We start from the raw sequence: 25,476 nt of genomic DNA on the forward strand, positions 1-25,476 counted from the left end.
CTGCGTGACGGCACCGGCACCGGCACCGGGTCGGGGAACGTGCGGGCGGAGGTGTTCGTCTACATCGCCGCCACCACATTGCTCAGGCTGGACGACGAGCCCGCCGAGATGACCGGGCACGGCTACATCCCGGCGTGGTTGGCCCGCCAGATCGCCACCGGACCCAACACCACCTGGCGCCGGATCCTCACCGACCCGATGACCGGGCACCCGATCGACCTCGGCCGCACCCGCTACCGACCCCCCGCCGCCCTCGACGAGTTCGTCCGCATCCGGGATCGAGAGTGCCGCACACCGGGGTGTTACCGGCCCTCGCAGTCCTGCGAACTCGACCACAGCCACGACTGGCGCAAGCACGGCACCACCACCGAAAAACGCCTCATCAGCCTCTGCAAAACCCACCACCGCCTCAAAGACCAACCCGGCTGGCACCACACCGTCAACCCAGGCGACAACACCCTCACCATCACCACACCCACCGGCCAACGACACACCACACGACCCCGCCCACTCCACAAACCGCTCCGGCCGCGGCCGAATGTCAACTGAACGGCAGCCCCACATAGTTCTCCGCCAGGCTCGTCGCCGCCGCGGTGCTGCTCGCCGTGTACCGCAATTGCGACAGTTGCAGCTGCCGCTGGAACTCGTCCGCTGCCGGGTCCAGGTGCAGCATCGATGTCATGAACCAGGAGAAATGCTCCGCTCGCCATACCCGCCGCAGCGCTGTATCCGAATAGGACTCGACCAGTTCGCTCCTGTTGTCCTTCAACAGCGCCGTGAATGCCTCGGCCAGCAACTTCACGTCGGCGATCGCAAGGTTCATGCCCTTCGCCCCGGTCGGCGGGACGATATGTGCCGCGTCGCCTGCCAGGAACAGCCTGCCGTGACGCATCGGCGACGCCACGAAGCTTCGCATCGGGGTGACACTCTTCTCCAACAACGGTCCCTCGTTGACCTGCTCACCACCGTCGATCGCCATACGCGCGTGCAGTTCTGCCCAGATCCGGTCGTCCGGCCACTCCGTCAGATCGGTGTCCGGCGACACTTGCAGGTAAAGCCTGGTGATCTCCGGCGACCGCATGCTGTACAACGTGAAACCCCGCTCGCTGCGGGTGTACACCAATTCGTCCCGTACCGGCGCTGCCTTCGCCAGAATGCCGAGCCAGGCGAACGGATAGATGTGCTCGTGCCCGGTAAGCACCGCCTCCGGGATCGACGGCCTGCTGATCCCGTGAAATCCGTCGCATCCCGCGATCACGTCGCAGACCAGCTCGCTGGCCACTCCGGCCGCGTCGGTGAACGTCACCCTCGGATGGTCCGAACTCACATCGTGCACGGTTGTCTCACTGACCTCGAAGCGGAGCTCACCGCCGTCGCGCAACCGCGCGGCGATCAGGTCCTTCACCACCTCCTGCTGGCCGTACACCGTGATGGACTTGCCCAGCAGGTCGTCGAAGCCGATGCGGTGGTCGGCACCGTCGAACCGCAGCGAGATGCCGTGGTGCACCAGACCTTCGGCGTCCATCCGTTCCCCGAGGCCGACCTCGCGCAACAACTCCGTGGTCGGATACTCCAGCACCCCGGCACGCACCCGCTTCTCCACGTACTCCCGGCTGCGCGTCTCCAGCACCACCGACTCGACTCCCCGCAGGTGCAGCAGGTGGGACAACAACAGCCCGGCAGGCCCGGCACCAATGATCGCGACCTGGGTACGCACGAGTGAACCTCCACGAAGACGTCAGCGGCTTGCCGCGTCTCATCCTGAAAGGCACACTCCCTACCGCGACACCCGACTTCCGCTCAACGGAAGACCCGTTCAGCCGACCACCCGGAGGTGGGCCCGTTGTCCCGCCCCGCACGCACTCCCCCGAACAGCGTCAGCGCCAGGCTCCTCGGCATCCTGGACGTCTTCTCCGCCGACACACCGTTGCTCACCCTGTCCGACATCAGCAGGCACACGGGGCTGGCGCTGACCACCACCCACCGGCTGGTGGGCGAGCTGACCGGCTGGGGCGCGCTGGAACGCGACGCCGACGGCCGCTACCGGATCGGGCTGCGGCTCTGGGAAGTCGGCTCCCTGGCCCCGCGCAGCGTCACCATCCGCGACAGCGCACTGCCGTTCGTCGAGGACCTCTACTCCGCCACCCACCAACACGCCCAACTGGCGGTCCTCGACGGACACGAGGTGGTCTACCTCGAGCGGATCTCCGGACGGGACGCGGTCAAGGTCAGCTCCCGCATCGGCGGCCGGCTCCCCCTGCACGCCACCGGCGTCGGACTGGTGCTGCTGGCGCACGCCGATTCCCAGGTACAGGAGGACGTGCTGCGCGGGCCGCTGACCCGCTACAGCCGCAGAACCATCGCCGAGCCCGAACTCCTCCGCGTGACACTGGCCGCGGTCAGACGGGACGGGTTCGCGGTCAGCGACGGCCAGATCGAGCCGCACGTCCTTTCCGTCGCCGCCCCCGTTCGCGGCGCGGACGACGAGGTGGTCGCCGCGGTCTCGGTCGTGGTTCCCGCGGAGGGCACCGAGTCGCGGCTGCTCATCCCCGTCGTCCGCGCCGCGGCCAGGGGCATCTCACGCGTACTCGGCGCACCCAGCGCACGGAGCCTGCCCCGGTCCGTGCGCCGTGAGCGACACGCGCCGGGGCAGGCTCCTCGCTAGGTCACGGTGTGTTCACCCCCAAGCTGTAGGCACCGGATCCGCTGTAGGCGTGCACCTGGTAGCGGTAGTAACCGGACGTGCCGTTGTAGTTGACGGTCTCGTCCGGGCCGGGGCTCGTGGACTCGGACACGGTGTTCCAGGCGCTTCCGCTCCACTTCTGCAGGTACAGGTCGAAGTCCGTGCCGTTCGGCGCGTCGAGGCAGCCGGCGTGGGTGCCCGAGCCCGCGCTGTAGTACCAGCTACCGTCCGGCTGGTACTGCCTGGCGCCGGAGGACAGCGATCCGGTGTAGCTGGACTCGTAGTTCTCGCATGCGTCACCCGGCGGGTCCGGGTCGCCGCCACCCTCGGTCAGCAGCCGCAGACCGTACGTGCTGAGGATCTCGGGAACCGGCTGGAAGTACGTAGTGCCACCGGAACTGCAGTTGCCCGAGCCGCCCGAGGTGACACCCTGCGCATGGGCATTGTTGCGGTCGGCGGTGACCAGCGAACCGCCGGAGTCACCCGGCTCCGCGCACACCGTCGTCCGGATCAGTCCGTCGACCCGGCCCTGCGGATAGGTCACCGAGGAATTGCGGGCGGTGATCCGGCCGCAGTGCCAGCCGGTGGTGGAACCGGAGCGGCACACGGAGGCGTTCACCGGAGCCTCGTTGGCGCCCTTCACCGACACCGTTCCACCCGAGTAGTCGTTCACGACCGGCCGGGGCGTCCAGTTCGAGTTCACCTGCACCCAGGCGTAGTCGTTGCCGGGGAAGGACGAACCCTGGAAGGTGCCCTGCGCGACCCGGTTGCTTCCCGTTGTCGTCGCACCGCGGCTGCCGCAGTGTCCTGCGGTGATGAACCCGCCCTGGACGGAGAATCCGATCGAACAACGCGATCCGCTGCTGATGTAGTAGGCGTCGCCGCCGCGCACGTCGTAGAGCGGCCGTGGCCGCTCGGTCGACTCGACGACGCGCACCGCGTCGCCCGCCGCACCGCTGCGGGCCACGAACCGCTCAGCGGAGCCGATGGCGTAACCGTGGGCGAGCACGACCACCGAGTTGGACATCACGTCCACGTACCAGGACGACACCCCCTCGGGCGCCGCGGCCGCACGACGGTCGAGCTTCGCCTTGACGGCATCCAGTTCGGCACCGTCGTGGGTCACGACCTTGGCCAAGGCGCCCGCCTCCCGGACGGTCCCGACATCGGCGCTTTCGGTGACGGCGACGACGAGGCGGCTGCCAGCGTCGTTCATCCAGGATCCGGCGTGCGCGTCGCCCAGCTCCGCGCGCAGATGCTGGTCGATCTTCGCGGCGCGCGCCTCCGCGGCGAGGCGGGTCTCGGCCTGCTCGGGGGTCAGGCCGAGATCGCGTTGCAGTGCGGCGAGCATGGAGGGCGAGGACGGGCTCGGGGTACCGGTTTCGGCGGCAGGGGCCGCGACGGCGGGCGGGGACAGGGTGGTGACGACCAGTGCCGCGGCGGGCACCGTCGTCAGCAGAAGCCGCAACAGTCTTCGTTGCATTGGCGCTTCTCCTTCGCAGGGGAGCAGGGATGTGGGAAGCACGCGCGCCTCTGCGAGAGACGCTAGGTCCCCCCTCCACGACCGCACCAGATGCCAGTTACCCCATATCGCCCACGTTGTGGTCGAGCCACTTCGCGTAGCCGGGATTGCGGCGCACCGCCTCGGCGAACGCCTCCTCCGCGTAGGCGGCCATCTTCGCGGCGAGCGGCGCGGCAGGCGACTCCTCGTGCCAGCCCAGCAGGTGCCGCCACCGCAACGGGGCCCCCGTCAGCGGGAGCGCGCGCAGGCCGGCCATCGGGGGCAGGGTCGGCTTGCACAGCACCGCGGCCGATCCCTCCTGCGCCAACGCGATACAACTGACGATGTCGGTTTCGTAGGCAGGCAGCGGAGTGAATCCGGCCTTGGCGCATTCCGCGGCGAAACAGTCCCCGAAGCAGCCCTCACCTCTCGTCGCCGCCCAGCGTTTCGCCGCCAGATCCGCCAACCGGACGTCCGCTGCGTTCGCGAGCGGGTCGGCCTCGGGTAACAACACGCCCACCGCGTCGACGCCGACCGTCCGCCAGGCCAGTCCCCTTTCCTCCGGCGGCGCCGCGGTGCCGCACAGACCGATCACCACGAAGTCGAGCCGCCCCGCCACCAGCGTTCCGACGAGTTCGACGACCGACCACGACGTCAGCGTGGTCACCTGAGCCTGCGGGAACTCCGAGCTGAACCGGTGCACCAGCCCGATGAGGACGGGCGTGTTGACCGCCCCGATCCGGCAGTGGTCGGGGCCGCCGCCCGATCCGGTCATCCTGCACACGTCGTCCTGCAGTCCACGCACGGCGGGCAGTAGGACCCTGGCCCGTGCGAGCACCAGCTCCCCCAGCGCGGTCGGCCGCGCACCACGCCGGTCCCGCTCGAACAACGCGCCGCCCAGTGCCCGTTCGATCCGGTGCAGCTGCGCCGAAAGCGCGGGTTGGGCCAGGCCGAGCCGGGCAGCCGCCTTCGTCACGCTTCCGGTGTCCGCGACCGCGCAGATCACCCTGAGGTGCCGCAGCTCGAGGTCCATGTGCTGAAGCTATGCCCGCAAGCGCGCCAGTGGTACCTCCGAGTAGCCCGCTACTTCGGTTCCTTCTCGGCCGGGATCCGCTGTTCGTACCCTGCCGCGACGGCGGGGACGACAGCCTGCAGATAGCGGATCAGGTGATCCTGTGCCGTGACGATCCACGCGAGGTCCTGCCTGCCCTTGTCCGCCATGACCGCGTCCCACGCCACGCGCGCACCGAGGTGGTACGCGGCGATCACCGCTTCGAGCGGCACTCCCTTCGCCGCGCGCAGGGTCGCCGCCGACCGGATCTCCGCCAGCTCACCCGGTTCCGGCAGACGCCCCGCACGAAAACTCCGGACGAAGAAGCGCAGGTTCTGCTCGGCCACCCTGCGGATGTCGACGGTGACAGCGCCCGTCGAGCCTGCGGCGAGCTTGTCGTACAGCGGAATCTCGGCGACCAGCCGATCGGCGACCTCGTCCGCCATCTCCGGCAGGCGCTCCAGCAGCGCCTCGTACAGGCCGGCATCGATCACCGCCGCAGTATGTCACCGCCGCGGCCGGGGCGCCCTCAGGCCTGTGGCTGCAGCACCACCTTGATCGCACCGTCCCGCTTCTGCTGGAACATCTCGTACCCGCGCGGCGCGTCCTCCAGCGGAAGCCAGTGGGTGGCGAGGTCCTCGACTCCCAGCGGGTCCTCGGTTCCGGTCAGCAACGGCATGACGTCGTCGATCCAGTTCCGCACGTTCGCCTGCCCCATGCGCAGCTGGATCTGCTTGTCGAACAGGTCCATCATCGGGATCGGGTCGAGCTTGCCGCCGTACACCCCGCTCAACGAGATCGTGCCGCCCCTGCGGACCGAGTCGATGGAGTGGTAGAGCACGCTCATCCGGTCGATCGCCGCGTGCTTGGTCACCGCCTCGGAGATCTTGCCCGGCAGCAGACCCACCATCTGATGTGCCAGCTTGCCCACCGGCGCGCCGTGCGCTTCCATGCCGACGGCGTCGATCACCGAGTCGGCGCCGCGGCCCCCGGTCAGTTCCCTGATCGAGGCGGCGATGTCCTTGTGTTCCCTGATGTCGAGGGTCACCACGCCATAGCGTTCCGCGAGGATGAGCCGCTCCGCCACGAGATCGACGCCGATCACCGTCCCCGCACCGCGGTGGCGGGCAACCCGGCAGCACATCTGGCCGATCGGGCCGAGGCCGAACACCACGACGCTGCCGCCCTCCGGAATGGCCGCGTACTCCACGGCCTGCCAGGCCGTCGGCACCACGTCGGACAGGTAGAGGAAACGCTCGTCCGGCGGACCCTCGGGAACCTTGACCGGCCCGTACTGGGCCTGCGGGACCCGCAGGTACTCGGCCTGCCCGCCGGGGACCTGGCCGTAGAGCTTGGTATAGCCGAACAGCGCCGCACCCTTGTTCTGCTCGCGCACCTGGGTGGTCTCGCACTGTGTCTGCAGCCCCGAGTTGCACATGTAACAGTGCCCGCAGGCGATGTTGAACGGCACCACGACCCGGTCACCCGGCTTCAGATCGCCCGCGTCCTTGCCGACCTCCTCCACGATGCCCATCGGCTCGTGCCCGAGGATGTCGCCCTCCTCGAGAAAACCACCCAGCACCTCGTACAGGTGCAGGTCCGAGCCGCAGATGGCAGTTGATGTCACCTTGATGATCGCGTCGTTGGACTCGGAAATCCGCGGATCGTCGACGGTGTCGACCCGGACGTCCCGCTTGCCGTGCCAGGTGACGGCCCTCATCGGCTGCTCCCTTCGATGCCTGCTGCACACGTTCGCCTCGTCGCCGTGGATACCCATCCCCCTGATGCCCAACCGGGTTTTCCCGGCGACTCACCGGGTATGCCGCCCGACACAAGGCACAGGAGGTGACGATGCACCGCGAGAGCGATCAACACGGTCCCCGCGAGGACGACCAGCTCAAGGCCGAGATGCAGGGCATGTTGCAGTCGAACCGGCCGAGCCGCGCTGAGGAGTGGCGCGACCCCGAGCCGCCCGCGGACGACGATCCGGCCGTGGCGCCGTTCGACGAAGCGCCGGAACGCGACTGAGACGCCGGGCGGCACCGTCGGGTGCCGTTCCGGCTTTTTCGCCGCGCGTCACTTCGGTGTGTCCTGGGTATCAGGAGTTCATGTGCTACACATCGAGGTTGCGATGACCGGTGCCGAACTCGACGCCGCGGGAATCACCGAACCGCGTCTGCGTCGCTCCTACCTGAGGTGCCGCACGCTGCACGCCAGGCACGGCCGTACCTACTTTCTCGCGACGCGCCTGCTCTATCCCGCTCAGCGGCCCGCCATCCACGCGCTGTACGGCTTCGCCAGATGGGCCGACGACATCGTCGACGAACCGGACAACACTGACGAGCCCGAACGGATCGCCGCCCGCCTCGACGAGGTGGGCCGCATGCTGTTCGCCGGGCTCCGGCGTGGGGACAGCGAGGACCCGGTGCTCGCCGCCGTGGTGCACACCGCGCGCCGCTACGGCATTCCGGACCGTCTCTTCACCGCGTTCCTGCGGTCGATGCGGATGGACCTCACCACCCGGGGATACCAGGACCGCAGCGCGCTGAACGACTACGTGCACGGCTCGGCGGAGGTCATCGGCCTGCAGGTGCTGCCGGTGCTGGGTACGGTGACGTCCCATGAGGAGGCGAAGGGCCCCGCGGCGGCACTCGGCATGGCGTTCCAGTTGACCAACTTCCTGCGCGATATCGCCGAGGACCTCGATCGGGGCCGGGTCTACCTGCCCGAGGACGAACTGGCCGCCTTCGGCGTCGATCGCGAGCTGCTGCTGTGGTGCAGGCAGCGAGGACGCACCGACCCACGCGTGCGGCGGGCGCTGGCGGACCAGATCGCCACCACCCGCGCGGTCTATCGCAGGGCGCGTCCCGGTATCGCGATGCTGCATCCGGTCTCCCGTCCGTGCGTCGGGACGGCCATGACCCTGTACTCGGAGATCCTGGACCTGATCGAAGAGAACCAGCACGATGTGTTTACCCGGCGCGCCAGGGTGGGCACGGGCAGGCGGCTGACCGTGGCGAGCGGCGCGCTCGCGCGGGCCGCACTGGCACGGGCCACCCGGCGCGCACCTGCGGCAGGAATCGGAGGCCATGCGTGAACCAGCGGCAGAACGAGGAACAGGTGGTGCTGCTGGACGAGGCGGGCGAACCTGCCGGAACCGCACCCAAACGCACCGTGCACCACACCGACACCCCCCTGCACCTGGCGTTCTCGTGCTACCTCTTCGACCAGGCAGGCCGTCTGCTCGTCACCCGCAGGGCACTGACGAAGCGGACCTGGCCCGGTGTCTGGACCAACTCCTGTTGCGGCCATCCCGGTCCTGGTGAGGCCATCGTGGACGCGGTGCGGCGCAGGGTGCACCAGGAACTCGGCGTCGAGGCGACCGATGTCCGCTGTGTGCTGCCGGACTTCCGGTACCGCGCGACGGCCGCCGACGGCACCGTGGAGAACGAGGTGTGCCCGGTGTACGTCGCGGGAGTGGCGGGCATCCCGGCCCCTGCCGACGAGGAGGTCGCGGAGTGGCGCTGGGTCCCGTGGCCCGCGTTCGCGGGTCTGGCACGGGAGGCTCCATGGGTGATCAGTCCGTGGGCCGCGGAGCAGGCGACGCAACTGGACGGCCTCGATCGCGGACCCGAGTTCGCAGACAGCCACTGAGATGGACCGGCTGCAGTATCTGCTCGTCATGGCCGCATGTGTGCTGGTGACGCTGCCGTTGGAGATCGCGGGCGCCAGGGTGTACCGCAGGCCGGTGTGGTTCGTGAAGGCCGTGCTTCCCGCTGCCGCTGTGTTCCTGGTCTGGGACGCCATCGCGATCGCGGCCGAGGTGTGGGACTTCAACGCGCGATACGTCACCGGAATCGTCCTGCCGTTCGGGATTCCACTGGAGGAACTGGTGTTCTTCCTGGTCATCCCCATCTGCGCACTGCTGACCTACGAGACGGTGGACCGGATCCTGAGCGTGCTGCGCGAGCGCGGACGGGAACGGGCGTGATCGGCTACACCGTGCCCGCACTGCTCTCGGTGCCGGTCGTCATCGCGATCGAACTCGGCGTGTTGCGCACCGGTCTGTTCCGCAGGCCCGCCTACTGGATCAGCATGGCGATCGTGCTCGGCTTCCAGATCCCGGTGGATGGCTGGCTCACCAAGCTCAGCGCGCCCATCGTCATCTACGACCCCGCACACAACAGTGGCCTCCGCTGGCCGTGGGACATCCCCGTCGAGGACTTCCTCTTCGGCTTCTCCCTGGTAACCCTGGTGCTCCTGTTGTGGGAACGCCAACGACGGAAAGCACGAGAGGACGCGCGAGCGTGAGATCGACCGGACTTCCCCGAGCACAGGTGCCCGGCGCCTTCGACTCGGCCGCCGCGGCGTACGACCGGCTGGTCGGCGCCAATCCCGGCTACCACGCGCACCTGCGCCTCTCGGCCCGCAGGGTGCGCCTGCCCGACCAGGGTGCGGGCCTGCACCTGCTCGACGCGGGCTGCGGGACCGGAGCCTCCACCGCCGCCCTGCTCGCCGTGGCGCCCCGTGCCCGGATCACCGCGATCGACGCGTCCGCCGAGATGCTCGCCGTGGCACGGCGCAAGCCGTGGCCTTCCTCGGTGCGGTTCGTGCACAGCAGGGTGGAGGACCTCGCCGACGCAGGGGTGGCCGGTCCGTTCGACGCGATCCTGGCTGCGTACCTGGTGCGCAACCTGGCCGATCCCGACACCCAGTTGCGAGCGCTGCGTGACCTGCTGCGCCCCGGCGCCGACCTGGCCGTGCACGAGTACTCGGTCCGCGATTCCGTCGCCGCGACGGCGATCTGGAACGCCGTCTGCTGGACCGTGATCATCCCGGCGGGCCGGGTGAGCACCGGCGACGCCACGCTCTACCGGCACCTGTGGCGCAGTGTCCTCGCTTTCGACGGGGTCCGGGACTTCGAGCGGCGGCTGCACACCGCCGGCTTCGACGGCGTGCACACGGAGACGATGACCGGCTGGCAGCGTGGCGTCGTCCACACGTTCCTGGCCACCGCGCCTTCCACCGAGCATACGGAGGAACGGTCGCGGTGACCGATCGCAGACGGGTACGGCACCTGGCTCCGCGAGGACACCTCGACGCCGGGGCGCTCGCCAGCCGGCCGGTCGTCGCCGTCGTCGGTGGCGGCATCGCCGGGCTCAGTGCGGCGACGGGACTGGCCGAGCGCGGCGTGCGGGTGCGCCTGATCGAACGGGAGGCCTACCTCGGCGGCCGGGTGGGCGGCTGGCAGGACCGGCTGCCGGACGGGGAAACCGTCACGATGAGCCGCGGCTTCCACGCGTTCTTCCGGCAGTACTACAACCTGCGTTCCTTGCTACGTCGCACCGATCCGGAGCTGCGGCGCATGGTGGCGCTGGACGACTACCCACTGCTGGACGCGCATGGCCGCCGCGACACCTTTCGCGGGCTCCCACGCACACCGCCGTGGAACGCGCTGGCGTTCGCCCTGCGCAGTCCCACCTTCGACTGGCGCGACCTGACCGGCCTGGACGCGGGCGCGGCTCTGCCGCTCGCGTCGGTGCGGGTCCCGGAGACCTACCGCCTGCTCGACGGCATCGACGCCGAGTCCTTTCTGCGCCGCATCAACTTCCCCGAGGCGGCACGACATCTGGCCTTCGAAGTGTTCTCCCGCAGTTTCTTCGCGCCACCCGACGAGATGTCCGCAGCCGAACTGGCCACGATGTTCCACATCTACTTCCTCGGCTCCAGCGAAGGCCTCATCTTCGACGTCCCTTCGGACACCTTCCCGGCCAGCCTGTGGTCGCCACTCGCCGAGTACCTCGCCGGGCACGGCGTCGGCATCCGGACGGGAACCGCCGTCCGCTCGGTCGAACCTCTCGCCGACGGCCGCTTCCGGCTGTGCCAGGACCAGCAGGGGTCCGAGACGGACACCGTGGACGGCGTGGTGCTGGCGACCGACGCCGGCGGGCTGAGGGACATCGTCGCGGGATCGCCGAGGTTGGGTACGGCCGAGTGGCGCGCGGCGGTCGCAGGACTCCGCTCCGCCCCGAGGTTTCTGGTGCGCAGATTGTGGTTGGACACCGCGGTCGCCGGGGACCGGCCCGCGTTCCTCGGCACGGGTGGCCATCCACCACTGGACAACATCAGCGTGCTCGAGAGGTTCGAGGGGGAAGCGGCGCGATGGGCGGGGCGCACCGGCGGCTCGGTGGTCGAACTGCACGCCTACGCGGCGACCGCCGATCACGAGGTGATCGCGGCCGGGCTGCTCCGGCGGCTGCGCGAGATCTACCCGGAGACCGCGGGTGCGCGGATCGTCGGCGATCTCAGCGAGTGGCGTTCGGACTGCCCGATGTTCGGAGTCGGTGACTTCGCCGCACGCCCGAAGGTCCGCACCCCGCAGGACGGGGTGGTGCTGGCCGGTGACGGGATTCGTATCGACCTGCCGGTCGCGCTGATGGAGCGGGCCGCGACCACCGGATGGCACGCGGCGAACTGCCTGCTCGCACGGTGGGGCCTCGCCGGGCACGAGTTGTACTCCGTCCCGACGTCCGGCAGGCTGGCCCCGCTGCGGCTGCTGGCGGACCGGCGAGGCTATCGGCCGCTGCTGCGCAGCAGGTAACGACGCTCGGCGTAGGCGAGGTCGTCCCGCCAGAGCCGGGTGGCCGTCCAGCGCATGACCGGCCGCAGCGCGGGAGCCACGGCACGTGCCACGGCGAAGCCGGGCCGGTCGGACCCCGCCACGGTCGCCTCGATCACCGCGGTTCTCTGCCTGCCGTCCCTGCCCGCGCCGAGCGGAGTCGCATGGGTCTCCACGACGCTGCCCGCCCCTTCGCCCTCCAGGATGCGCATCACCACGGTTCGCGGACCGGGACAGGTGAACTCGGCCCGCACGGGAACACCGAGGCCCTTGCCGACCCGGAACGTCACGTCGACCAGGAACCGGTCCTCGTCCTCGGTGACGTGAATGTCCTTCGGCGCCTCGACCACCTGAAGCCGGGTGAAGGAGTAAGGGTGGAACCAGGCGCCGTGCCAGGGGTCGAGGCGGTTGGCGACGACGTCCTCGGGTTCGCAGACTCCGACCACGGTGGCCACCGCGTCCAGCGCTCGCTCGGCGGGTGGACGCGAGGAGACCACCGGCGCGTCCGACGGCTCTTCCTTGCCGAGCCCGTCGAGGCGGACCCAGGCGAGTACGCCGTCGTCGTGGCTGGGCAACGGTTTCCAGCCGTAACCACCCTCCGGGCCGAGGGTGAGCCCGTGCCAGCGGCAGACCAGCGCACCGCACTCGACCTTCGCCTGCGCCATGGGGGCGCCGAGATGCGGGCACGCGCCCGGCCCGACGAACAGCCGTCCTTCCTGGTCCCGCCAGGCCACCAACTCGATGCCACCGACGTGCACCCCATAGGGGCGGTCCGAGCGGATGTCCCTGCTGGCCGCGAACACGAACCAGTTGCCCGACGGTCGCGCGAGCGCCCGTTTGGTCGCCGCTTCGATGATCGAGGGGCGCGCGTCGCGGTAGGTCGGCTCCTGTTCGCTCCAGCGCTGCGCCGACAGCGGCTGCAGCGGCCATTCCCGAGGCCAGCGCCGGCGAAGGGAAGCACGGGAGATCACGCCCATGGACCTTACCGAGCCGCCGCTGCCCGCGCCGTGCGAAACGGCGTGCGGGCGGCGGCGGGTGGCGCCGCGGGAACCGGGCTCATGCGGGCTTCAACGGATCATGGCCCAGTGTCATCAGCCGGTGGCGCCAGTTGGCCTGCCCGGCCGTCGGCTCCAGGTCGTCGCGTCGCTGGGCGTGTACCTGGTCCACGACCTTGCGCATCACCCGGACGTCGTCGTCATCGAGGTCGACCCTGCGCTTGCGCAGTATCGCGAGGACATGTCTGCCCGTGGGTGTGCCCGCCTGATCCGGCAGTGCCTCCTCGTCCGGCTCGGCGGATCTGGTGCGCAACCAGTCCTCCAGCTCCCGGGAGGTCATGTTCACCACGCGGTGGAACTCGTCCCACAGTTCCTCGTCCACCTGGCTTCCGGCTGCCATGTGCTCACCTCCAGGACTGTCCGTGCGGGACAGTCACCTACCGATCACTGCGTGGCTCAGTGCCGTTTCCGGCGCGCGCCCTTCACCGCGAGCAGTGAAAGACCGACCGCCGCGCCCGCGACCGGCAGGGGGTACTGCCGCACCACGGCGGCGGCCTGCTGGGCCCTGGCCGCGACCGGCTGTGGAACCCTGTCCCGCACCTGCTCCGCACCCCGCTCGGCGCGCTCCCGCGCCCTGGCGGGAACGTCGGCCTTGTGGCTGAGCTGCTCGACCGTCTCGCCCAGCTCCTGCCGAGTCAGGTCCCGGTTGGCCCGTGCCTGCTCGGCGTTATGCGGAAACTGGGCCGTCGACTTCTCGCTCATCGGCGCGTGCCCTCCTTCACCGTCTCGACGTCGCGTTCGAGCCCGCTCATCGCCTCTCGGGGCATCGGCGGGGTGGCGCGCTTGAGTTGTGCCCGGCTCACCAGAGCCATCAGGCTCGCCGCGGCCAGCAGCGCGGCACCGACGATCAGCGCGGACGCCCATGCCGGTAGTACCAGTGCGAGCGCGAGTACGACACAGGCGACGAGCGTCGCGCCACCCAGGAACGCCGTCACTCCGGCGGCGCCGGCAAGGCCCGCGCCGATACCGGCACGCTTGCCCTTGCTGCGCATCTCCTCCGTGGCCAGCCGCATCTCGTCCCGGATCAGCCTGCTGACCTGGTCCGACATATCGGTGACCAACTGCGCGACGGTGCGGTTGTCCGTGTCCGACATGTCGGACATCCCACGCACCTCCGGTGACGTTTGTGGTGCCGACCGCCGCCTTCCTTCGCCGTCGTGGCGCATCCTCTCGGTCGTGTGAGTCATCGTCACCTCCTAGCTTGGGTCCACATTCGGCCTACCCGATGGCGCGCGGGCTCAATCGCTCGGCTGCCTCGGATCAGAGCCGGTCCTGCCGGTGTTCGATCCCCGGACTCACCTGCGGATCGCGGCCTTCCTGTCCGGGGACCGGCGCCACCACAGGGTCGTTGACCAGCGAATCCCGGGTGGGGTCGTGGTAGGGCGCCGCGGCGGCCGCGCTCCTCCGGGCGTTGACCGTCTCGAACTCCCGGTTCTCGCGGATCCGGGTGAGCACCGCGATGGTGATCGCGTGCGCCAGTGCCAGTACGAGCAGCAGCACCCCGAGCTTGGCGACGACCGCCTGCACGGAGTTGCCACCGAAGTCCACGACCGACAACAGCGCCAGCACACCGAGCACCACCAGGTGGAACAGCACGGTGACGAGCCGGTTCATCGAGGAACTGGCCCCCTCGTCGCCGTAGGCGTCGCCGAGGTAGCGGCGGCCGCTGCGGTAGATGATGAAGCCGTCGATTGCCACCAGGATCACGCCCACCACCAGGAACGTCATGAGTGAGTCGGTGTCCACTGGAGTCTCCTTCCGCGAAATGCGTACCTGCTGGTAGTACCCGGCTGGTGACAGACAGAAACGGTGCGTACGGGTGGCACAGCAGTGGAACGTGACCGGCGACTCCGGTGCGGAGGAACTACCCGGGCGGTGTGATTCGTTGGCCCAGTGGGTAGTCCTGGCGAACAAGGAGGCACCAGGACATCGACTGTTGGGGAGATTCACATGCGAACACGAGACCAGCACGCCACCCCGATCGCGCCCGCCAGCGACGAGCCCGGCCCTGAGCAGCGCCACCGCGCGGTACGCGCCGTTGCCTCAGCCGCCGCCGACGCACAGGACTGCGCGGACCTGCTCGCGGCGCTCGGACTGTCCCCAGAGGAGGGGGTACGCCAGGTCCCGGCTCAACGGGTGTCCACAGGCTGAGGCGAACCGCCCGGGGACACGCGCCGGAGGAGCACTACGGCAGTGGGGCGCCGACCGGGTTGGGGAACGGGATCGCGCCGGGGATCAGCCTGCGGGCGATCGGACGCAGGAATTCGGCCAGCAGCCCCAGTTGAGCATCGGACACGGCCAGATACGGGGCTGCGGCCAGTTCATCCGTCCGCCGTTCGATGTGCCGGCGCAGCGACCGTCCCTCGGGTGTCAGCGCCCCGCTCGTCTCGAGCAGCCCACGGTCGGCGAGGCGCTCGATCGCGGCCGTCCACTCGTGCCCGGCCCACCCTCGGCTGGGTTCGATAACGGCTCTGCTGCCGTCCTCGGCAGCACGCAGCGAGTGGGCCTCGAGTCCGTCGAGTCCCTCCGCGGCAAGAATCGCGACGTGCCCGTCCCCGCGGTGCTCCCGCAGGGTTGTCGCCCCGTGCCACAAGGCGGCCAACGGGTCATCGGGCCAGGGTAGCGACGCGTTCGCGGCTCCCAGCGGCCTGCCCGCCCAGTCCACCTCGTCGACGATCCGGTGCAGAACGTCCACAGCGGCACCCAACTGTGGTTCCTGGCGGACTCCGGGAAGATGCGCCTCGAGCGCGGCCACCGCTCCTTCGGAACGGGCGAGCAGCGTCTCGGCCGGGCTAGCCATCTCCCAGACCTCGGGCAGCGACCGGGCCAGGAACGCAGGCGCGAAGTTGTAGAACACCGCCGTGACCGGCGCGAGTCCGACCGGACCCAGCGGCGCGGCGCGCATCGCCACGTACCCGCGCCAGAATCCCCGCAGCCCCACCCGCTCGTGCGCGGCGCGCGCCTGCGGGGTGAAGTAGGTGACGTCGTGTACCGGCTCCAGCAGGATCCAGAGGTTCCTCGCGGTCGCGGCCGGCACGCTGGTCATGCGCCGAGAATCAGACACGTGCTGGACGCTGTCGCCAGTACCGTGCCCGCGGCGTCCCGCACGTCACCTTCGGCGAAGGCAACCCGGGAACCCGACTTGACCACCCAGCCGTGCGCACGGATCTCCCCGGAAGAGGCGAGAATCGGTCGCAGGTAGCTGATTTTCAGCTCCACGGTCGTGTAGCCGACCCCTGCCCCCAGGGTCGAGTGCACGGCACACGCCACCGCCGAGTCGAGCATCGTGGCGGCCACACCTCCGTGCACGGTGCCGATCGGGTTGTAGACCGATTCGTCCGGGATCGACGCCAGCACGACGTCACCGTCGCCGACGCTGACCCACCGCATACCGAAGTGCGCGGCGATCGGGGGCGGCGGAATCTCGCCCTCGGCGATCCCCGTGAGGTAACGGAGCCCGGACATGGTCCGCGCCAGCGCGGCGGACGGCATCGGGTCCTGCCAGCTGATGGTCTTCTCCCGCGCCCCGGCATCGTGCTCGACTCGGTCGATCGTCACCGCACACCTCTGCTTTCCGACGACCACTAGGACGGTCGTCCTAGCGGGTCACTATCTCTAGGACGACCGTCCTGGTCAAGGGGTTAGAATCAGGACCGTGACCGAGCCCACCACTCGCGACAGGATGATCACCACCGCGCTGCGCCTGTTCCGCACCGAGGGCTACCCGGCGACTTCCTGGCGCCGTCTGGTCGAGGAGGCGGGTACGCCGTGGGGCTCGGCCTACCATCACTTCCCCGGCGGCAAGGAGGAACTGGGGGTGGCCGCGGTGGATCTCGGCTCCGCCGTCGTGCGCCGCACGGTACGGCGGGCGTTCGAGCGCTCGGACACCCCTGCGGAAGCTGTGCGCTGGTGGTTCGACAAGGCAGGGCAGGTACTGGTCAGGGACGAGTTCCGCAGTGGCTGTCCGCTCGCGACCATCACCCTGGAGATGAGCGGCCGCTCACCCGTGCTGACCGAGGCGTGCGAGCGAGCCTTTGCCGACTGGCACGCACTGCTCACGACTCTGCTCGCCGAGCACGGCTACCAGGAAGAGACCTCGTCCGCGCTGGCCGTGGCGATCATCAACAACATCGAGGGCGCACTGCTGATGAGCCGGGTACGGCGCTCCACCCGCCCGCTGGACCTCGCCGTGGAACATGTGCGGGTTCTGCTCGACGCGCACCGGACGGCCGGCTCCTGGCTAGTCGAGTGAGGCCAGTCCGAGAAACGACGCGCACACGTCTTCGTCACCGAGCACCTCGATCGCAGCCGCATCCGGCCGTATCCGCCGCCACAGCAGGAGCAGCAGGTCGGAAGCGCTGCCCCGAACCGCCGCCGCCCCCTTCGCATGGGCCCGCTCGACCAGCCATTCGCCGTCCACCGCTCGGATCAGCCATTCCCCCGTGCCGTCGGTGGCATGCAGGTGCACGCCACCCGCCAGCTCCTGCGGAGCCTGGTCCGGCAGGAAGTGCCCAAGGAACTCGTCGATGCCGTCGACCGCGATCTCCCGGTCGAGCGGTCCGGGTTCACCGACCGCGGCCAGGATGTCCCAGCAGTGCACGGCGGTTTCCTGCGCCATCCGGCGCTGCACGAAACCCGCGTCCTGACGCGACGGTGCCCACGTCCACATCGGTTGCGCCGGCGTCAGCCGCTCCAACGTCGACGCGGTGTTCGCGACGCCGTAGTTGAACCAGTCGAGCAGTTCCTCGTCCGCGGGACGGTCCGGTTCGGTGTAGTGCTCCGGCCCGGCGAGGGCGCCGGACGCGATCTGCCGCCAGAAGAAGTGCACCTCGCCGGTGTGCCAGACGAGGTCGCCTACCGTCCACCCGGGGCAGGCGGGAACGTCTCGATCCAGGGCCCCTCCGGCAGCGCGGGCCATCGTCGCACCGTCGCGCCGCAGTGCCGACACGTAGTCCTTGGCGTACATGGGCGGAGCCTACCGGCCGCTTTCGCCCCGGACCGTGGTGGTGCACAACCCCGGCCACGGCCGCGCGCGTAGCGGGGAAGCGGGTAGCCCACTAGCGTGACGAGGCATGATCGGCTTGCCAGGAAACATCACGGCGTGTCTCTTCGACCTCGACGGGGTACTGACCTCCACAGCCGCCCTGCATCGGGAGGCCTGGAAGCAGACCTTCGACGCCTTCCTCACCGACCGGGCGGCGAGCCCGGAGGACTTCCGCGAGTTCACCGTGCAGGACTACGCCGCTTACGTGGACGGCAGGCCGCGCGCCGACGGGGTGCGCGAATTCCTCACCTCCCGGGGCATCGAACTCGACGAGGGCACACCGGACGACCCACCCGAGGCCGACACCGTGAACGGGGTCGGCAATCGCAAGAACACCCTGCTGATGCGGGTGATCGCCGAGCGAGGCGTCGACGCATTTCCCGGCTCGCTCCGGTATCTGCGCGCGGTCAGGGCGGCCGGGCTTGCCATCGGGGTGGTCACGTCGTCGGCCAACGGCGAGACGGTGCTGGCGAACGCCGGCCTCACCGAGTTCGTCGACGCTCGCATCGACGGGCTGACCATCCGGAACGAGGGCCTGCGCGGCAAGCCCGCCCCGGACTCGTTCCTCGCGGGCGCGCGGGCGCTCGGCGTCGAACCCGCTGACGCGGCGGTGTTCGAGGACGCGCTCTCCGGGGTACGGGCCGGAAAGGATGGTGCGTTCGGCTATGTCGTCGGGGTCAACCGTGCGGGTCAGGCCGACGCCCTGCGGGAACAGGGAGCCGATGTGGTCGTGGACGACCTCGCCGAACTGCTGGAGGACTGAGGATGAGCGACCGGCACCGTGACCAGACCGGGCACCGCACCAAGCGATGTGCAGCCCGCCGGCGAGTGAGGCAGTAGACATGAGCGAGCGCAGGCACAACTACGAGACGGCACCGTGGGAACTGCGCTGGCGCGGGCTCGCCCTCGACCAGCTACACCGGACCGAGTCCACGTTCGCGCTGTCCAACGGCCACATCGGACTCCGCGGCAGCCTCGACGAGGGTGAGCCCAGCGGGCTTCCCGGCAGCTACCTCAACGGCTTCCACGAAAAGCATGCGCTGCCCTACGCCGAAGGCGGGTACGGCTACCCCGAAGCCGGCGAGACGGTCGTCAACGTCACCGACGGCAAGATCATTCGGGTGCTCGTGCAGGACGAGCCGCTGGACATGCGCTACGGCAGTGCCGACACGCACGAACGGGTACTGGACTTCCGCTCCGGCACACTGCGGCGCACCACCGAGTGGACGTCCCCGACGGGACGGCGGATTCGCCTCCACACGGAACGACTCGTCTCGTTCACCCAGCGCGCGGTGGCGGCGATCCGGTACGAGGTCGAGCCACTCGACGACGACGTGCAACTCGTGGTGCAGTCGGATCTGCTGGCCAACGAACCGATCGTGTCCGAGACCGGTGACCCACGGGTCGCCGCCGCCCTGGAGTCCCCGTTGGTGGCCGAGTTCTCCGTGGCCGAGGACCTGCGTGCGGTGCTGGTCCATCACACCAGGGCGTCCGGCCTGAAGATGGCTGCCGCGATGGACCACGAGATCGAGGCCCCGGACGGGATGCGCACGCAGATCGCCGCGGAGGACGACCTCGCCAGACTCACCGTCGCCGTCGACGTGCCACTCGGGCAGCGGCTGCGGCTGACCAAGTACCTCGGCTACGGCTGGTCGGCGCAGCGTTCCGCACCCGCCGTACGCGCACAGGTGGACGCCGCGCTGGCCGGGGCGATGCAGACCGGATGGGACGGTCTGCTGAACGAGCAACGCACCTTCCTCGACCGGTTCTGGGCCTCAGCGGACGTGGAGATCGAGGGCGACCCGGAACTGCAGCAGGCCGTCAGGTTCGCGCTCTTCCACATTCTGCAGGCCGCGGCACGTGGCGAGAGCCGGGCCATTCCCGGCAAGGGGCTCACCGGGCCCGGCTATGACGGTCATGCGTTCTGGGACAGCGAGATGTTCGTCCTGCCCGCGCTGACCTACACCATGCCCGAAGCCGCGAGGGACGCACTGCAGTGGCGACATTCTACAGTGGACAAAGCTCGGGACAGGGCGCGGCAACTGGGTTTGCGCGGCGCGGCATTCCCGTGGCGTTCGATCAGCGGAGCCGAGTGCTCGGCGTACTGGCCTGCGGGCACGGCGGCCTTCCACGTGAACGCGGCAGTGGCTGACGCCGTGGTGCGCTACGTGAACGCCACCGGCGACACGGACTTCGAACGGGACGTCGGTACCGAGCTGCTGCTGGAAACCGCACGGCTGTGGGAGTCTCTCGGTCACCATGACGCGCACGGTGGGTTTCGTATCGACGGTGTCACCGGGCCCGACGAGTACTCGGCCATCTCCGACAACAACGTCTACACCAACCTGATGGCCCGGCGGAACCTGCGCTCGGCGGCCTCGGCCTGTGAGCGCTATCCGGAGATCGCGGCAGGGTTCGATGTGTCCAGCGAGGAGATTCGTCGCTGGCGGGAGGCCGCTGACGCGATATACATCCCCTACGACGACCTGCTCGGGGTGCACCCCCAGTCCGAGTCCTTCACCAGCCATGCCGACTGGGACTTCGCGAACACGCCCGCGGACCACTACCCGCTCATGCTGAACTACCCGTACTTCGACCTCTACCGGAAACAGGTGATCAAGCAGGCCGACCTCGTCCTCGCGATGCACATTTGCGGGGACGCGTTCGATGTCGAGCAGAAGCGGCGCAACTTCGCCTACTACGAGGCGCGGACCGTCCGCGACTCCTCGTTGTCCGCGGGCACCCAGGCGGTGCTGGCTGCCGAGGTGGGCCATCCCGATCTTGCCTACGACTATCTCGCCGAAGCCGCGTTCACCGACCTGCACGATCTGCACGACAACGTGCGCAACGGCCTGCACATGGCCTCGCTCGCGGGCGCCTGGCTCGCGACGGTCGCCGGCTTCGGCGGTATGCGCGATCACGGGGGCGAACTGACGTTCGCGCCCCGGCTACCGGGTGAGCTGACCGGCATCATCTTCCGGATGTCCGTACGCGGCAGCAGGTTTTCCGTCCAGATCGGACACTCGGAAGCCGTGTACCGGCTGCTGTCGGGCCCCCCGTTGAAACTGAGCCACTACGGGACACCGCTGATCCTCGACGGCGACGAGGTCGTGGCGGCGATCCCCGAGCAGAAACCACTTCCGAGGCCCGCGCAGCCGTCGGGACTGGAGCCGACTCGACGGCACGCAGGCCAGATTCCGCACGACTGAGAGCGCGTCGGAACCAGCTGGGCAGCGTGGCTGCCGAGTGCGTCGTCAGTCCGGTGGTTCCGGGACCGACTCCTCGCCGTCCACGGTGCCGGGGGTCTCCGGAGCACGTTTGCGCTTGCGCGGCGGGGAGATCTCATCGGTGTTCGCCGGTGGGCCGACGTCCTCGGTCCTGCCGATGCCGATGTCCCGGCCAGGGGGCGTCGGCACGTCCGTGCTGGGGACGGCGGGCACTCCGTCCCCAGCAGGATCGGCCTCGTCGGCACCCTGGCCGTGTCCTCGTTCGTCGCTCGGGTACATATCTCCTTGATACCCGCGTGAGTTCACGCCGCCCAGCCACTCGTGGTCACGCTGAGATCCGGCTGTTCCATCAGTGCCAGCAACAGTCCCTGCGTGGTCGACCACGGACAGATCGCCGCGGGACCACCGAAGACGGTCAGCAGCGCCTCGGCCACGACCGCGCCGGCCACGGCCTGTTGTGCCCGGCTACGGGAGATTCCCGGCAGCTCCGCCCTGCGGTTGGGCGGCAGCGTCGCCAGGCGCGGGATCTGCCTGCGCAGCTCGTCCAGATGCAGGTCCCGGGAACTCGTCGGCGCCTCTCGCTGGGGACGCGCGCCTGCCAGCCGCGCCAACTGCCGCAGCACCTTCGAACAGCCCACGGTGCGGTATCCGCGCAGCAGTTGCTCGTCCTCTCCCAGCGCGTCCCGCACGCGTTCGAGGGCGTGCTCACGCAGGGCGGCCAGCCGCAGCTCCGAAGGGCGCTCGGTGTCGAGCCAGGTCCTGGTCATCTCCCTGGCACCGAGCTTCAGTGACCGGGCGAATTCGGCCCGCTCACCGGTGCCCGCCGCCAGCTCGACCGTTCCGCCGCCGATGTCGAGCACCAGCAGCGGGCCCGCCGCGGCGCCGTACCAGCGGCGAGCGGCGAGGTACGAGAGCTCGGCCTCGCAGGTACCCGACAGGGTGCGCAGTTCCGTTCCGGTGGCGGCCCGGACGGTGGCGAGCACCTCACGAGCGTTGCGGGCGTCGCGAATGGACGATGTGGCGAACGGGAAAACACCGTGGACGCCGTGCGCCTCGGCCACGTTGTTCGCGTTCCGGACGCCCTCGACAACGGTGCGGACACCCTCCGGCCCCAGCCTGCCCGAGGAGTCCAGCGCCCGGTCCAGGCGCAGGCGGGTCTTGTGCGTCAGCGCGGGCTCCAGCGGGGAGCCCCCTCGTGGAACCACGACCAGCCGAGCACTGAAGGCCCCCACGTCCAGGACACCCACCATCGACCCAGCCGCCTGATTCACGCGCCGCACAGTGCCGCACCTCCGTACCTCGTCATCGGGGACGCAGAGTTCCCCGAGAGGGGGGCCACGAAACGTGAATTCCCGTACAGCAGAAGCAGCGACGAGAGGTAACGTTCCGATAACCCGAATGGGTGAATATATCAAGTAACTTCGGATGCCAGTAACACTATGTCCCTTTTAGGGCGATCTGGAGGTATCGGCCCTGTGTGGTTGTGAGTGCGAGGCACAGGTCTGACCAGCGCTGTTCGTGACACGAGGGGACCGCAGATGCCTGTTCCGGGTTCCGTTCCGCCGACACTCGACACCAGGTGGTGAATCGAGTGGGTGAGGGTCGTCGCAGAGAGTTCATCCGGCTCGCGGCCGCCGCGGGTGCGGTCGTGATCACCATGGCCGGAGTGCTGACCGGCGTCGGCCTCATCCTCGTCAACTCCGGCAGCAAGAGCACCGTCTCGAGCGCCGACACCCGTGCGGCACCGGCCACGGCGAAGCAGGCCGACCAGCGTATTACGACGGTAGCGGCAGGCAAGGCTCCCCTCGCGGTCGGCGCGCTCGGCGCCTCTGCGCCGCGCACACTTTCGATTCCGGCCATCGGGCTCGACCGGGACAAGATCATCGAGCTCGGACAGACGTCCTACGGCGCGATGGAGGTACCCGGCAACGCGGGAACCGTCGGCTGGTTCACCCAGAGCAGGACACCCGGCGAGCCTGGGGTCTCCGTGATCGCCGGGCACATCCGGTTCGCCCACGAACGGGGCGCGTTCTACCAGTTGGCCGAACTCTCACCTGGCGACGTCGTCACCATCACGCGGCACGACGGCAGCACGGCGGACTTCACCGTGTACCGCGTGGAGACTCGACCCGACGCCACCGGCGGACTGACGCGCGCTGCCGGCACCGCCGCGGTCGCCGGCAGCTCCCCTGAACTGCGCCTCGTGACCGGCGGCGCGAGGTTCGACTCGCTGCCCGGCGAGCACGTCAACGAGCTGGTGGTGTTCGCGCGAATGACGGGCACCGGCTGATCGAACACTCGTCACGCCTGCCCCGGCGGTCAGCCCTGCTCGGTAACCCAGTTCGTCACCACACCATCCAGAACGGACAGTGGCAGGTTGCCGCTGCCGAGAACGACGTCGTGGAAGCCGCGGATGTCGAACCTGTCCCCGAGTGCCCGCTCCGCATCCGCGCGCATCCGCTGGATTTCCAGCCTGCCCACCATGTATGACAGCGCCTGCCCCGGATTGGCCGTGTACCTGTCCGTCTCGGCCTCGATTTCCACCGCGGCCATCGGCACGTTGGCGGTGAGGTAGTCCACCGCCTGCTGCCTGCTCCAGCCGAGTGCGTGCAGGCCGGTGTCCACCACCAGCCGCGCGGCCCGCATGGAATCCTGGGTCAACATGCCCAGCTTGGCGACATCGTCGCTGTAGAGCCCCATCTCGTCGGCGAGCCGTTCGGCGTAGAGCCCCCAGCCCTCGATGTAGGAGTTCACGTCGGCGAGCCGCCGCAGCAGCGGCAGCTCCGTCAGCCCAAGCGCGGTACTGAGCTGGAAATGATGGCCAGGAACGGCCTCGTGGAAGGCGATTGCCTCGCTGGTGTGCCGGAACCGCTCGTGCGCCTGGTAGATGTTGGCGAAGTAGGTCCCTGGCCGGGAACCGTCGAGCGCGGGCGGGAAGTAGTAGGCGATGGTGCCACCGTCGGCCTCGGCCTCCGGTACCGCGCGCACCTCGCAGGACTGCTCGGGGATCTTCGAGAACCATTGCGGCGCCAAGACTTCCGCCCTGGATATCGCCGCCCGTGCGGCCTCGAGCAGCTCGTCGCCGTCCCGCCAGCGCAGGTCCGGATCCGTACGGAGGCGAGTGAAGATCTCGCCCAGGTCGTCGGTGCCGAATACGCGCCCTCCGACCTCCCGGTACTCCCGGCCGAGCTGTTCGATCAACTCCAGTCCGGTGTCGTGCAGGTCCTGGGCCGATCGCTCGGTGGTGGTGTGTGCCCGGATCAGCGCGGCGTACCTGCTCTCGCCATCCGGGAGCCAGCACAGACCCGGCCGGTCGGCGGGCATCGCCTTCGGCCTGAGTTCGTCGGCCAGAAAGTCGCGGTAGCGGAGGTAGGCGGGCCGGACCACCGACGCGAGCAGCCGGTCCCGTTCCGCGGCGAATCCGGCAACCTCGATCTCGGGCTCCAGCAGAAGCGGGTCGCCCTCGGGGTCGGCGAGATACCGGTCCACGTACGCGATCCCTGCTTCGACGAGAAAATCCGCCGGCACCAGTCCCTTCGCCACGGCTGCCCGCTGACGTTCGATCACCTCGTCGGTGTAGCTGCCGATGGCGGACAGCCGGGCGAGAAAGCCCCGCGCCCGTTCCTCATCGCCGAGCGCCACGACCGGCAGCTCGAGCAACAACTGCTGCATGGGGGCCGACAGTCCGTCGCTCACCGCGATCTCGACGAGACCGGAGTCGAGCAGGTCGACCGCGGCGTGAGCCTGCTGGATCACCACGTCGCGCGTCACCGACTGCTCGTGGTCGACGGCGGCCGCGTCGACGGCCTCGGCCTTGGCGGCGAGGTCAAGGTAGGTCTCCCGGTTGCGGCGGGCACCGGCAGCGGTGTGATCCGCGAGCCGTGCGTGATCTCCCGGCAGCCCGAACAGCGAAGGGATCAGCGGATTCGCGGCGAACTGCGCGTCGAGGAACTCTTCCGCCAGCCGGTCGACCTCGTTCACTCGCTCACACCTTTCACTTGGTCACCTGAATGTGTTGGCCGGAGGTCGTGGACCCGCTTGGACAACACCCGCAGAGGCAGCGCGACGACGTCGGACATCGTTCCCCCCCCCCCCCCCCCCCCCCCCCAGCTGTCGATTGTCCCCGGCCACCCGAGACTAGATCGACAACCCCGCCCCGGTCACCTACCTCCGGCCGCACTTTCCCGGAAAAGTGCGGTGCGGCTACGCCGGTGTCATCGGCCTCGCTCCGCTCCGCGTGCACCTCGCTCCGCCACCACGCACAACAGGGCACCATCGCGGTGGGGCTACGCCGGT

29 protein-coding genes and 1 pseudogene are annotated in these 25,476 nt (G+C 69.4%); 14 read left to right on the top strand and 16 right to left on the bottom strand.

Features of this window, described 5'->3' with window-relative positions; genetic code table 11:
• Positions 1–549, top strand: a 549-nt coding sequence (locus tag BM199_RS31970) for an HNH endonuclease (protein WP_177242883.1), incomplete at its 5' end; no start/stop codon positions are given.
• On the opposite strand, the gene BM199_RS31975 is transcribed toward BM199_RS31970, so the two are convergent.
• Positions 542–1,717 (bottom strand): 4-hydroxybenzoate 3-monooxygenase, encoded by a 1,176-nt coding sequence (locus BM199_RS31975; protein ID WP_091679755.1) that lies wholly within the window; start codon positions 1,715–1,717, stop codon positions 542–544. The two genes, BM199_RS31970 and BM199_RS31975, sit on opposite strands and share 8 nt — an antisense overlap.
• Positions 1,718–1,843: 126 nt before the next feature.
• On the opposite strand from BM199_RS31975, the gene BM199_RS31980 reads away from it, so the two are divergent.
• Positions 1,844–2,665, top strand: a complete 822-nt coding sequence (locus BM199_RS31980) for an IclR family transcriptional regulator (protein WP_091679807.1) — start codon at positions 1,844–1,846, stop codon at positions 2,663–2,665.
• A 1-nt stretch (position 2,666) separates the two neighbouring features.
• Here the strand turns inward: BM199_RS31980 and BM199_RS31985 are convergent, their stop codons facing one another.
• The 4 genes from BM199_RS31985 to BM199_RS32000 form a co-directional block, all read right to left on the bottom strand.
• On the bottom strand, positions 2,667–4,166 hold the full coding sequence (locus BM199_RS31985; protein ID WP_218160486.1) for a S1 family peptidase: 1,500 nt from the start codon (positions 4,164–4,166) through the stop codon (positions 2,667–2,669).
• A gap of 97 nt (positions 4,167–4,263) precedes the next feature.
• Positions 4,264–5,217 carry a LysR family transcriptional regulator gene (locus BM199_RS31990; RefSeq protein WP_091679758.1) on the bottom strand — a complete coding sequence of 318 codons (954 nt, stop codon included), beginning with the start codon at positions 5,215–5,217 and terminating at the stop codon, positions 4,264–4,266.
• Positions 5,218–5,267: 50 nt separating this feature from the next.
• A complete protein-coding gene (locus BM199_RS31995) occupies positions 5,268–5,729 on the bottom strand; it encodes an RsbRD N-terminal domain-containing protein (RefSeq protein WP_091679761.1) in 462 nt (153 codons plus the stop codon).
• A 35-nt stretch (positions 5,730–5,764) separates the two neighbouring features.
• Entirely contained in the window at positions 5,765–6,955 is a 1,191-nt protein-coding gene (locus tag BM199_RS32000) for a zinc-dependent alcohol dehydrogenase (protein WP_091679811.1), read from the bottom strand.
• A 131-nt stretch (positions 6,956–7,086) separates the two neighbouring features.
• On the opposite strand from BM199_RS32000, the gene BM199_RS34115 reads away from it, so the two are divergent.
• The 7 genes from BM199_RS34115 (at position 7,087) to BM199_RS32025 (ending at position 11,836) form a co-directional block, all read left to right on the top strand.
• Positions 7,087–7,263, top strand: a complete 177-nt coding sequence (locus BM199_RS34115; RefSeq protein ID WP_177242884.1) for a hypothetical protein — start codon at positions 7,087–7,089, stop codon at positions 7,261–7,263.
• Between the two features lie 103 nt (positions 7,264–7,366).
• Positions 7,367–8,332, top strand: coding sequence for a phytoene/squalene synthase family protein (locus BM199_RS32005; RefSeq protein WP_091679813.1), 966 nt, complete (start codon positions 7,367–7,369; stop codon positions 8,330–8,332).
• On the top strand, positions 8,329–8,889 hold the full coding sequence (gene idi, locus BM199_RS32010; RefSeq protein ID WP_091679763.1) for an isopentenyl-diphosphate Delta-isomerase: 561 nt from the start codon (positions 8,329–8,331) through the stop codon (positions 8,887–8,889). Before BM199_RS32005 ends, idi begins: the two co-directional genes overlap by 4 nt.
• A 1-nt stretch (position 8,890) precedes the next feature.
• Positions 8,891–9,226, top strand: a complete 336-nt coding sequence (locus BM199_RS34830; RefSeq protein WP_245788990.1) for a lycopene cyclase domain-containing protein — start codon at positions 8,891–8,893, stop codon at positions 9,224–9,226.
• Positions 9,223–9,546, top strand: a complete 324-nt coding sequence (locus tag BM199_RS34835; RefSeq protein WP_245788992.1) for a lycopene cyclase domain-containing protein — start codon at positions 9,223–9,225, stop codon at positions 9,544–9,546. Before BM199_RS34830 ends, BM199_RS34835 begins: the two co-directional genes overlap by 4 nt.
• Complete coding sequence (locus BM199_RS32020; protein WP_091679769.1) at positions 9,543–10,289, top strand: class I SAM-dependent methyltransferase; 747 nt, start codon at positions 9,543–9,545, stop codon at positions 10,287–10,289. The genes BM199_RS34835 and BM199_RS32020 overlap by 4 nt, the downstream gene beginning before the upstream one ends.
• Positions 10,286–11,836 carry an FAD-dependent oxidoreductase gene (locus BM199_RS32025; RefSeq protein ID WP_091679771.1) on the top strand — a complete coding sequence of 517 codons (1,551 nt, stop codon included), beginning with the start codon at positions 10,286–10,288 and terminating at the stop codon, positions 11,834–11,836. The genes BM199_RS32020 and BM199_RS32025 overlap by 4 nt, the downstream gene beginning before the upstream one ends.
• Here BM199_RS32025 and BM199_RS32030 read toward each other — a convergent pair.
• The 5 genes from BM199_RS32030 to BM199_RS32050 form a co-directional block, all read right to left on the bottom strand.
• Positions 11,809–12,831, bottom strand: coding sequence for a Rieske (2Fe-2S) protein (locus tag BM199_RS32030; RefSeq protein WP_091679774.1), 1,023 nt, complete (start codon positions 12,829–12,831; stop codon positions 11,809–11,811). The two genes, BM199_RS32025 and BM199_RS32030, sit on opposite strands and share 28 nt — an antisense overlap.
• A 79-nt stretch (positions 12,832–12,910) precedes the next feature.
• On the bottom strand, positions 12,911–13,249 hold the full coding sequence (locus BM199_RS32035) for a DUF3140 domain-containing protein (protein ID WP_091679777.1): 339 nt from the start codon (positions 13,247–13,249) through the stop codon (positions 12,911–12,913).
• Positions 13,250–13,305: 56 nt separating this feature from the next.
• Positions 13,306–13,611 carry a DUF3618 domain-containing protein gene (locus tag BM199_RS32040; protein ID WP_091679781.1) on the bottom strand — a complete coding sequence of 102 codons (306 nt, stop codon included), beginning with the start codon at positions 13,609–13,611 and terminating at the stop codon, positions 13,306–13,308.
• Positions 13,608–14,012: a phage holin family protein gene (locus BM199_RS32045; RefSeq protein ID WP_091679784.1), complete on the bottom strand. Its 405-nt coding sequence runs from the start codon at positions 14,010–14,012 to the stop codon at positions 13,608–13,610. The genes BM199_RS32040 and BM199_RS32045 overlap by 4 nt, the downstream gene beginning before the upstream one ends.
• Positions 14,013–14,169: 157 nt before the next feature.
• Positions 14,170–14,655 carry a hypothetical protein gene (locus BM199_RS32050; protein WP_091679787.1) on the bottom strand — a complete coding sequence of 162 codons (486 nt, stop codon included), beginning with the start codon at positions 14,653–14,655 and terminating at the stop codon, positions 14,170–14,172.
• A gap of 204 nt (positions 14,656–14,859) precedes the next feature.
• On the opposite strand from BM199_RS32050, the gene BM199_RS32055 reads away from it, so the two are divergent.
• Positions 14,860–15,060: a hypothetical protein gene (locus BM199_RS32055; protein WP_091679789.1), complete on the top strand. Its 201-nt coding sequence runs from the start codon at positions 14,860–14,862 to the stop codon at positions 15,058–15,060.
• Between the two features lie 34 nt (positions 15,061–15,094).
• Here the strand turns inward: BM199_RS32055 and BM199_RS32060 are convergent, their stop codons facing one another.
• Positions 15,095–15,955 carry an SCO6745 family protein gene (locus BM199_RS32060; protein ID WP_091679792.1) on the bottom strand — a complete coding sequence of 287 codons (861 nt, stop codon included), beginning with the start codon at positions 15,953–15,955 and terminating at the stop codon, positions 15,095–15,097.
• A complete protein-coding gene (locus BM199_RS32065; protein ID WP_245788994.1) occupies positions 15,952–16,467 on the bottom strand; it encodes a PaaI family thioesterase in 516 nt (171 codons plus the stop codon). The genes BM199_RS32060 and BM199_RS32065 overlap by 4 nt, the downstream gene beginning before the upstream one ends.
• A 97-nt stretch (positions 16,468–16,564) precedes the next feature.
• Here BM199_RS32065 and BM199_RS32070 point away from each other — a divergent pair, with 97 nt between their 5' ends.
• A complete protein-coding gene (locus BM199_RS32070) occupies positions 16,565–17,161 on the top strand; it encodes a TetR/AcrR family transcriptional regulator (RefSeq protein WP_245788995.1) in 597 nt (198 codons plus the stop codon).
• On the opposite strand, the gene BM199_RS32075 is transcribed toward BM199_RS32070, so the two are convergent.
• Positions 17,150–17,875 carry a maleylpyruvate isomerase family mycothiol-dependent enzyme gene (locus BM199_RS32075; protein WP_091679794.1) on the bottom strand — a complete coding sequence of 242 codons (726 nt, stop codon included), beginning with the start codon at positions 17,873–17,875 and terminating at the stop codon, positions 17,150–17,152. The genes BM199_RS32070 and BM199_RS32075 overlap by 12 nt on opposite strands.
• 106 nt (positions 17,876–17,981) lie before the next feature.
• Between BM199_RS32075 and BM199_RS32080 the strand changes: the two genes are divergently transcribed.
• A complete protein-coding gene (locus tag BM199_RS32080; RefSeq protein ID WP_091679797.1) occupies positions 17,982–18,716 on the top strand; it encodes an HAD family hydrolase in 735 nt (244 codons plus the stop codon).
• A gap of 79 nt (positions 18,717–18,795) precedes the next feature.
• Positions 18,796–21,162 carry a glycoside hydrolase family 65 protein gene (locus BM199_RS32085; protein ID WP_091679799.1) on the top strand — a complete coding sequence of 789 codons (2,367 nt, stop codon included), beginning with the start codon at positions 18,796–18,798 and terminating at the stop codon, positions 21,160–21,162.
• 45 nt (positions 21,163–21,207) lie between these two features.
• Here the strand turns inward: BM199_RS32085 and BM199_RS32090 are convergent, their stop codons facing one another.
• Both BM199_RS32090 and BM199_RS32095 read right to left on the bottom strand, forming a co-directional pair.
• Positions 21,208–21,459, bottom strand: a complete 252-nt coding sequence (locus tag BM199_RS32090; protein WP_091679801.1) for a hypothetical protein — start codon at positions 21,457–21,459, stop codon at positions 21,208–21,210.
• Positions 21,460–21,482: 23 nt separating this feature from the next.
• Positions 21,483–22,430, bottom strand: coding sequence for a Ppx/GppA phosphatase family protein (locus BM199_RS32095; protein WP_091679818.1), 948 nt, complete (start codon positions 22,428–22,430; stop codon positions 21,483–21,485).
• A 341-nt stretch (positions 22,431–22,771) separates the two neighbouring features.
• Between BM199_RS32095 and BM199_RS32100 the strand changes: the two genes are divergently transcribed.
• Complete coding sequence (locus tag BM199_RS32100) at positions 22,772–23,470, top strand: class F sortase (protein WP_091679802.1); 699 nt, start codon at positions 22,772–22,774, stop codon at positions 23,468–23,470.
• 29 nt (positions 23,471–23,499) lie between these two features.
• Here the strand turns inward: BM199_RS32100 and BM199_RS32105 are convergent.
• A pseudogene (locus BM199_RS32105) lies at positions 23,500–25,161 on the bottom strand (DUF885 domain-containing protein); the annotation flags it as partial.
• Positions 25,162–25,476 lie beyond the last annotated feature (315 nt).

Origin of the sequence: Amycolatopsis marina (assembly GCF_900111885.1) — a bacterium.
GTDB classification, from domain to species: domain Bacteria; phylum Actinomycetota; class Actinomycetes; order Mycobacteriales; family Pseudonocardiaceae; genus Amycolatopsis; species Amycolatopsis marina.

Coding starts and splice junctions, on each gene's coding strand:
- BM199_RS31990 (WP_091679758.1), bottom strand. CDS start 5,217: ATGGACCTCGAGCTGCGGCACCTCAGGGTGATCTGCGCGGTCGCGGAC.
- BM199_RS32090 (WP_091679801.1), bottom strand. CDS start 21,459: ATGTACCCGAGCGACGAACGAGGACACGGCCAGGGTGCCGACGAGGCC.
- BM199_RS32000 (WP_091679811.1), bottom strand. CDS start 6,955: ATGAGGGCCGTCACCTGGCACGGCAAGCGGGACGTCCGGGTCGACACC.
- BM199_RS32055 (WP_091679789.1), top strand. CDS start 14,860: ATGCGAACACGAGACCAGCACGCCACCCCGATCGCGCCCGCCAGCGAC.
- BM199_RS32040 (WP_091679781.1), bottom strand. CDS start 13,611: ATGAGCGAGAAGTCGACGGCCCAGTTTCCGCATAACGCCGAGCAGGCA.
- BM199_RS32030 (WP_091679774.1), bottom strand. CDS start 12,831: ATGGGCGTGATCTCCCGTGCTTCCCTTCGCCGGCGCTGGCCTCGGGAA.
- BM199_RS34830 (WP_245788990.1), top strand. CDS start 8,891: ATGGACCGGCTGCAGTATCTGCTCGTCATGGCCGCATGTGTGCTGGTG.
- BM199_RS32060 (WP_091679792.1), bottom strand. CDS start 15,955: ATGACCAGCGTGCCGGCCGCGACCGCGAGGAACCTCTGGATCCTGCTG.
- BM199_RS32075 (WP_091679794.1), bottom strand. CDS start 17,875: ATGTACGCCAAGGACTACGTGTCGGCACTGCGGCGCGACGGTGCGACG.
- BM199_RS34115 (WP_177242884.1), top strand. CDS start 7,087: ATGCACCGCGAGAGCGATCAACACGGTCCCCGCGAGGACGACCAGCTC.
- BM199_RS32080 (WP_091679797.1), top strand. CDS start 17,982: ATGATCGGCTTGCCAGGAAACATCACGGCGTGTCTCTTCGACCTCGAC.
- BM199_RS32085 (WP_091679799.1), top strand. CDS start 18,796: ATGAGCGAGCGCAGGCACAACTACGAGACGGCACCGTGGGAACTGCGC.
- BM199_RS32045 (WP_091679784.1), bottom strand. CDS start 14,012: ATGTCCGACATGTCGGACACGGACAACCGCACCGTCGCGCAGTTGGTC.
- BM199_RS31985 (WP_218160486.1), bottom strand. CDS start 4,166: ATGCAACGAAGACTGTTGCGGCTTCTGCTGACGACGGTGCCCGCCGCG.
- BM199_RS32035 (WP_091679777.1), bottom strand. CDS start 13,249: ATGGCAGCCGGAAGCCAGGTGGACGAGGAACTGTGGGACGAGTTCCAC.
- BM199_RS32005 (WP_091679813.1), top strand. CDS start 7,367: ATGACCGGTGCCGAACTCGACGCCGCGGGAATCACCGAACCGCGTCTG.
- BM199_RS32095 (WP_091679818.1), bottom strand. CDS start 22,430: ATGGTGGGTGTCCTGGACGTGGGGGCCTTCAGTGCTCGGCTGGTCGTG.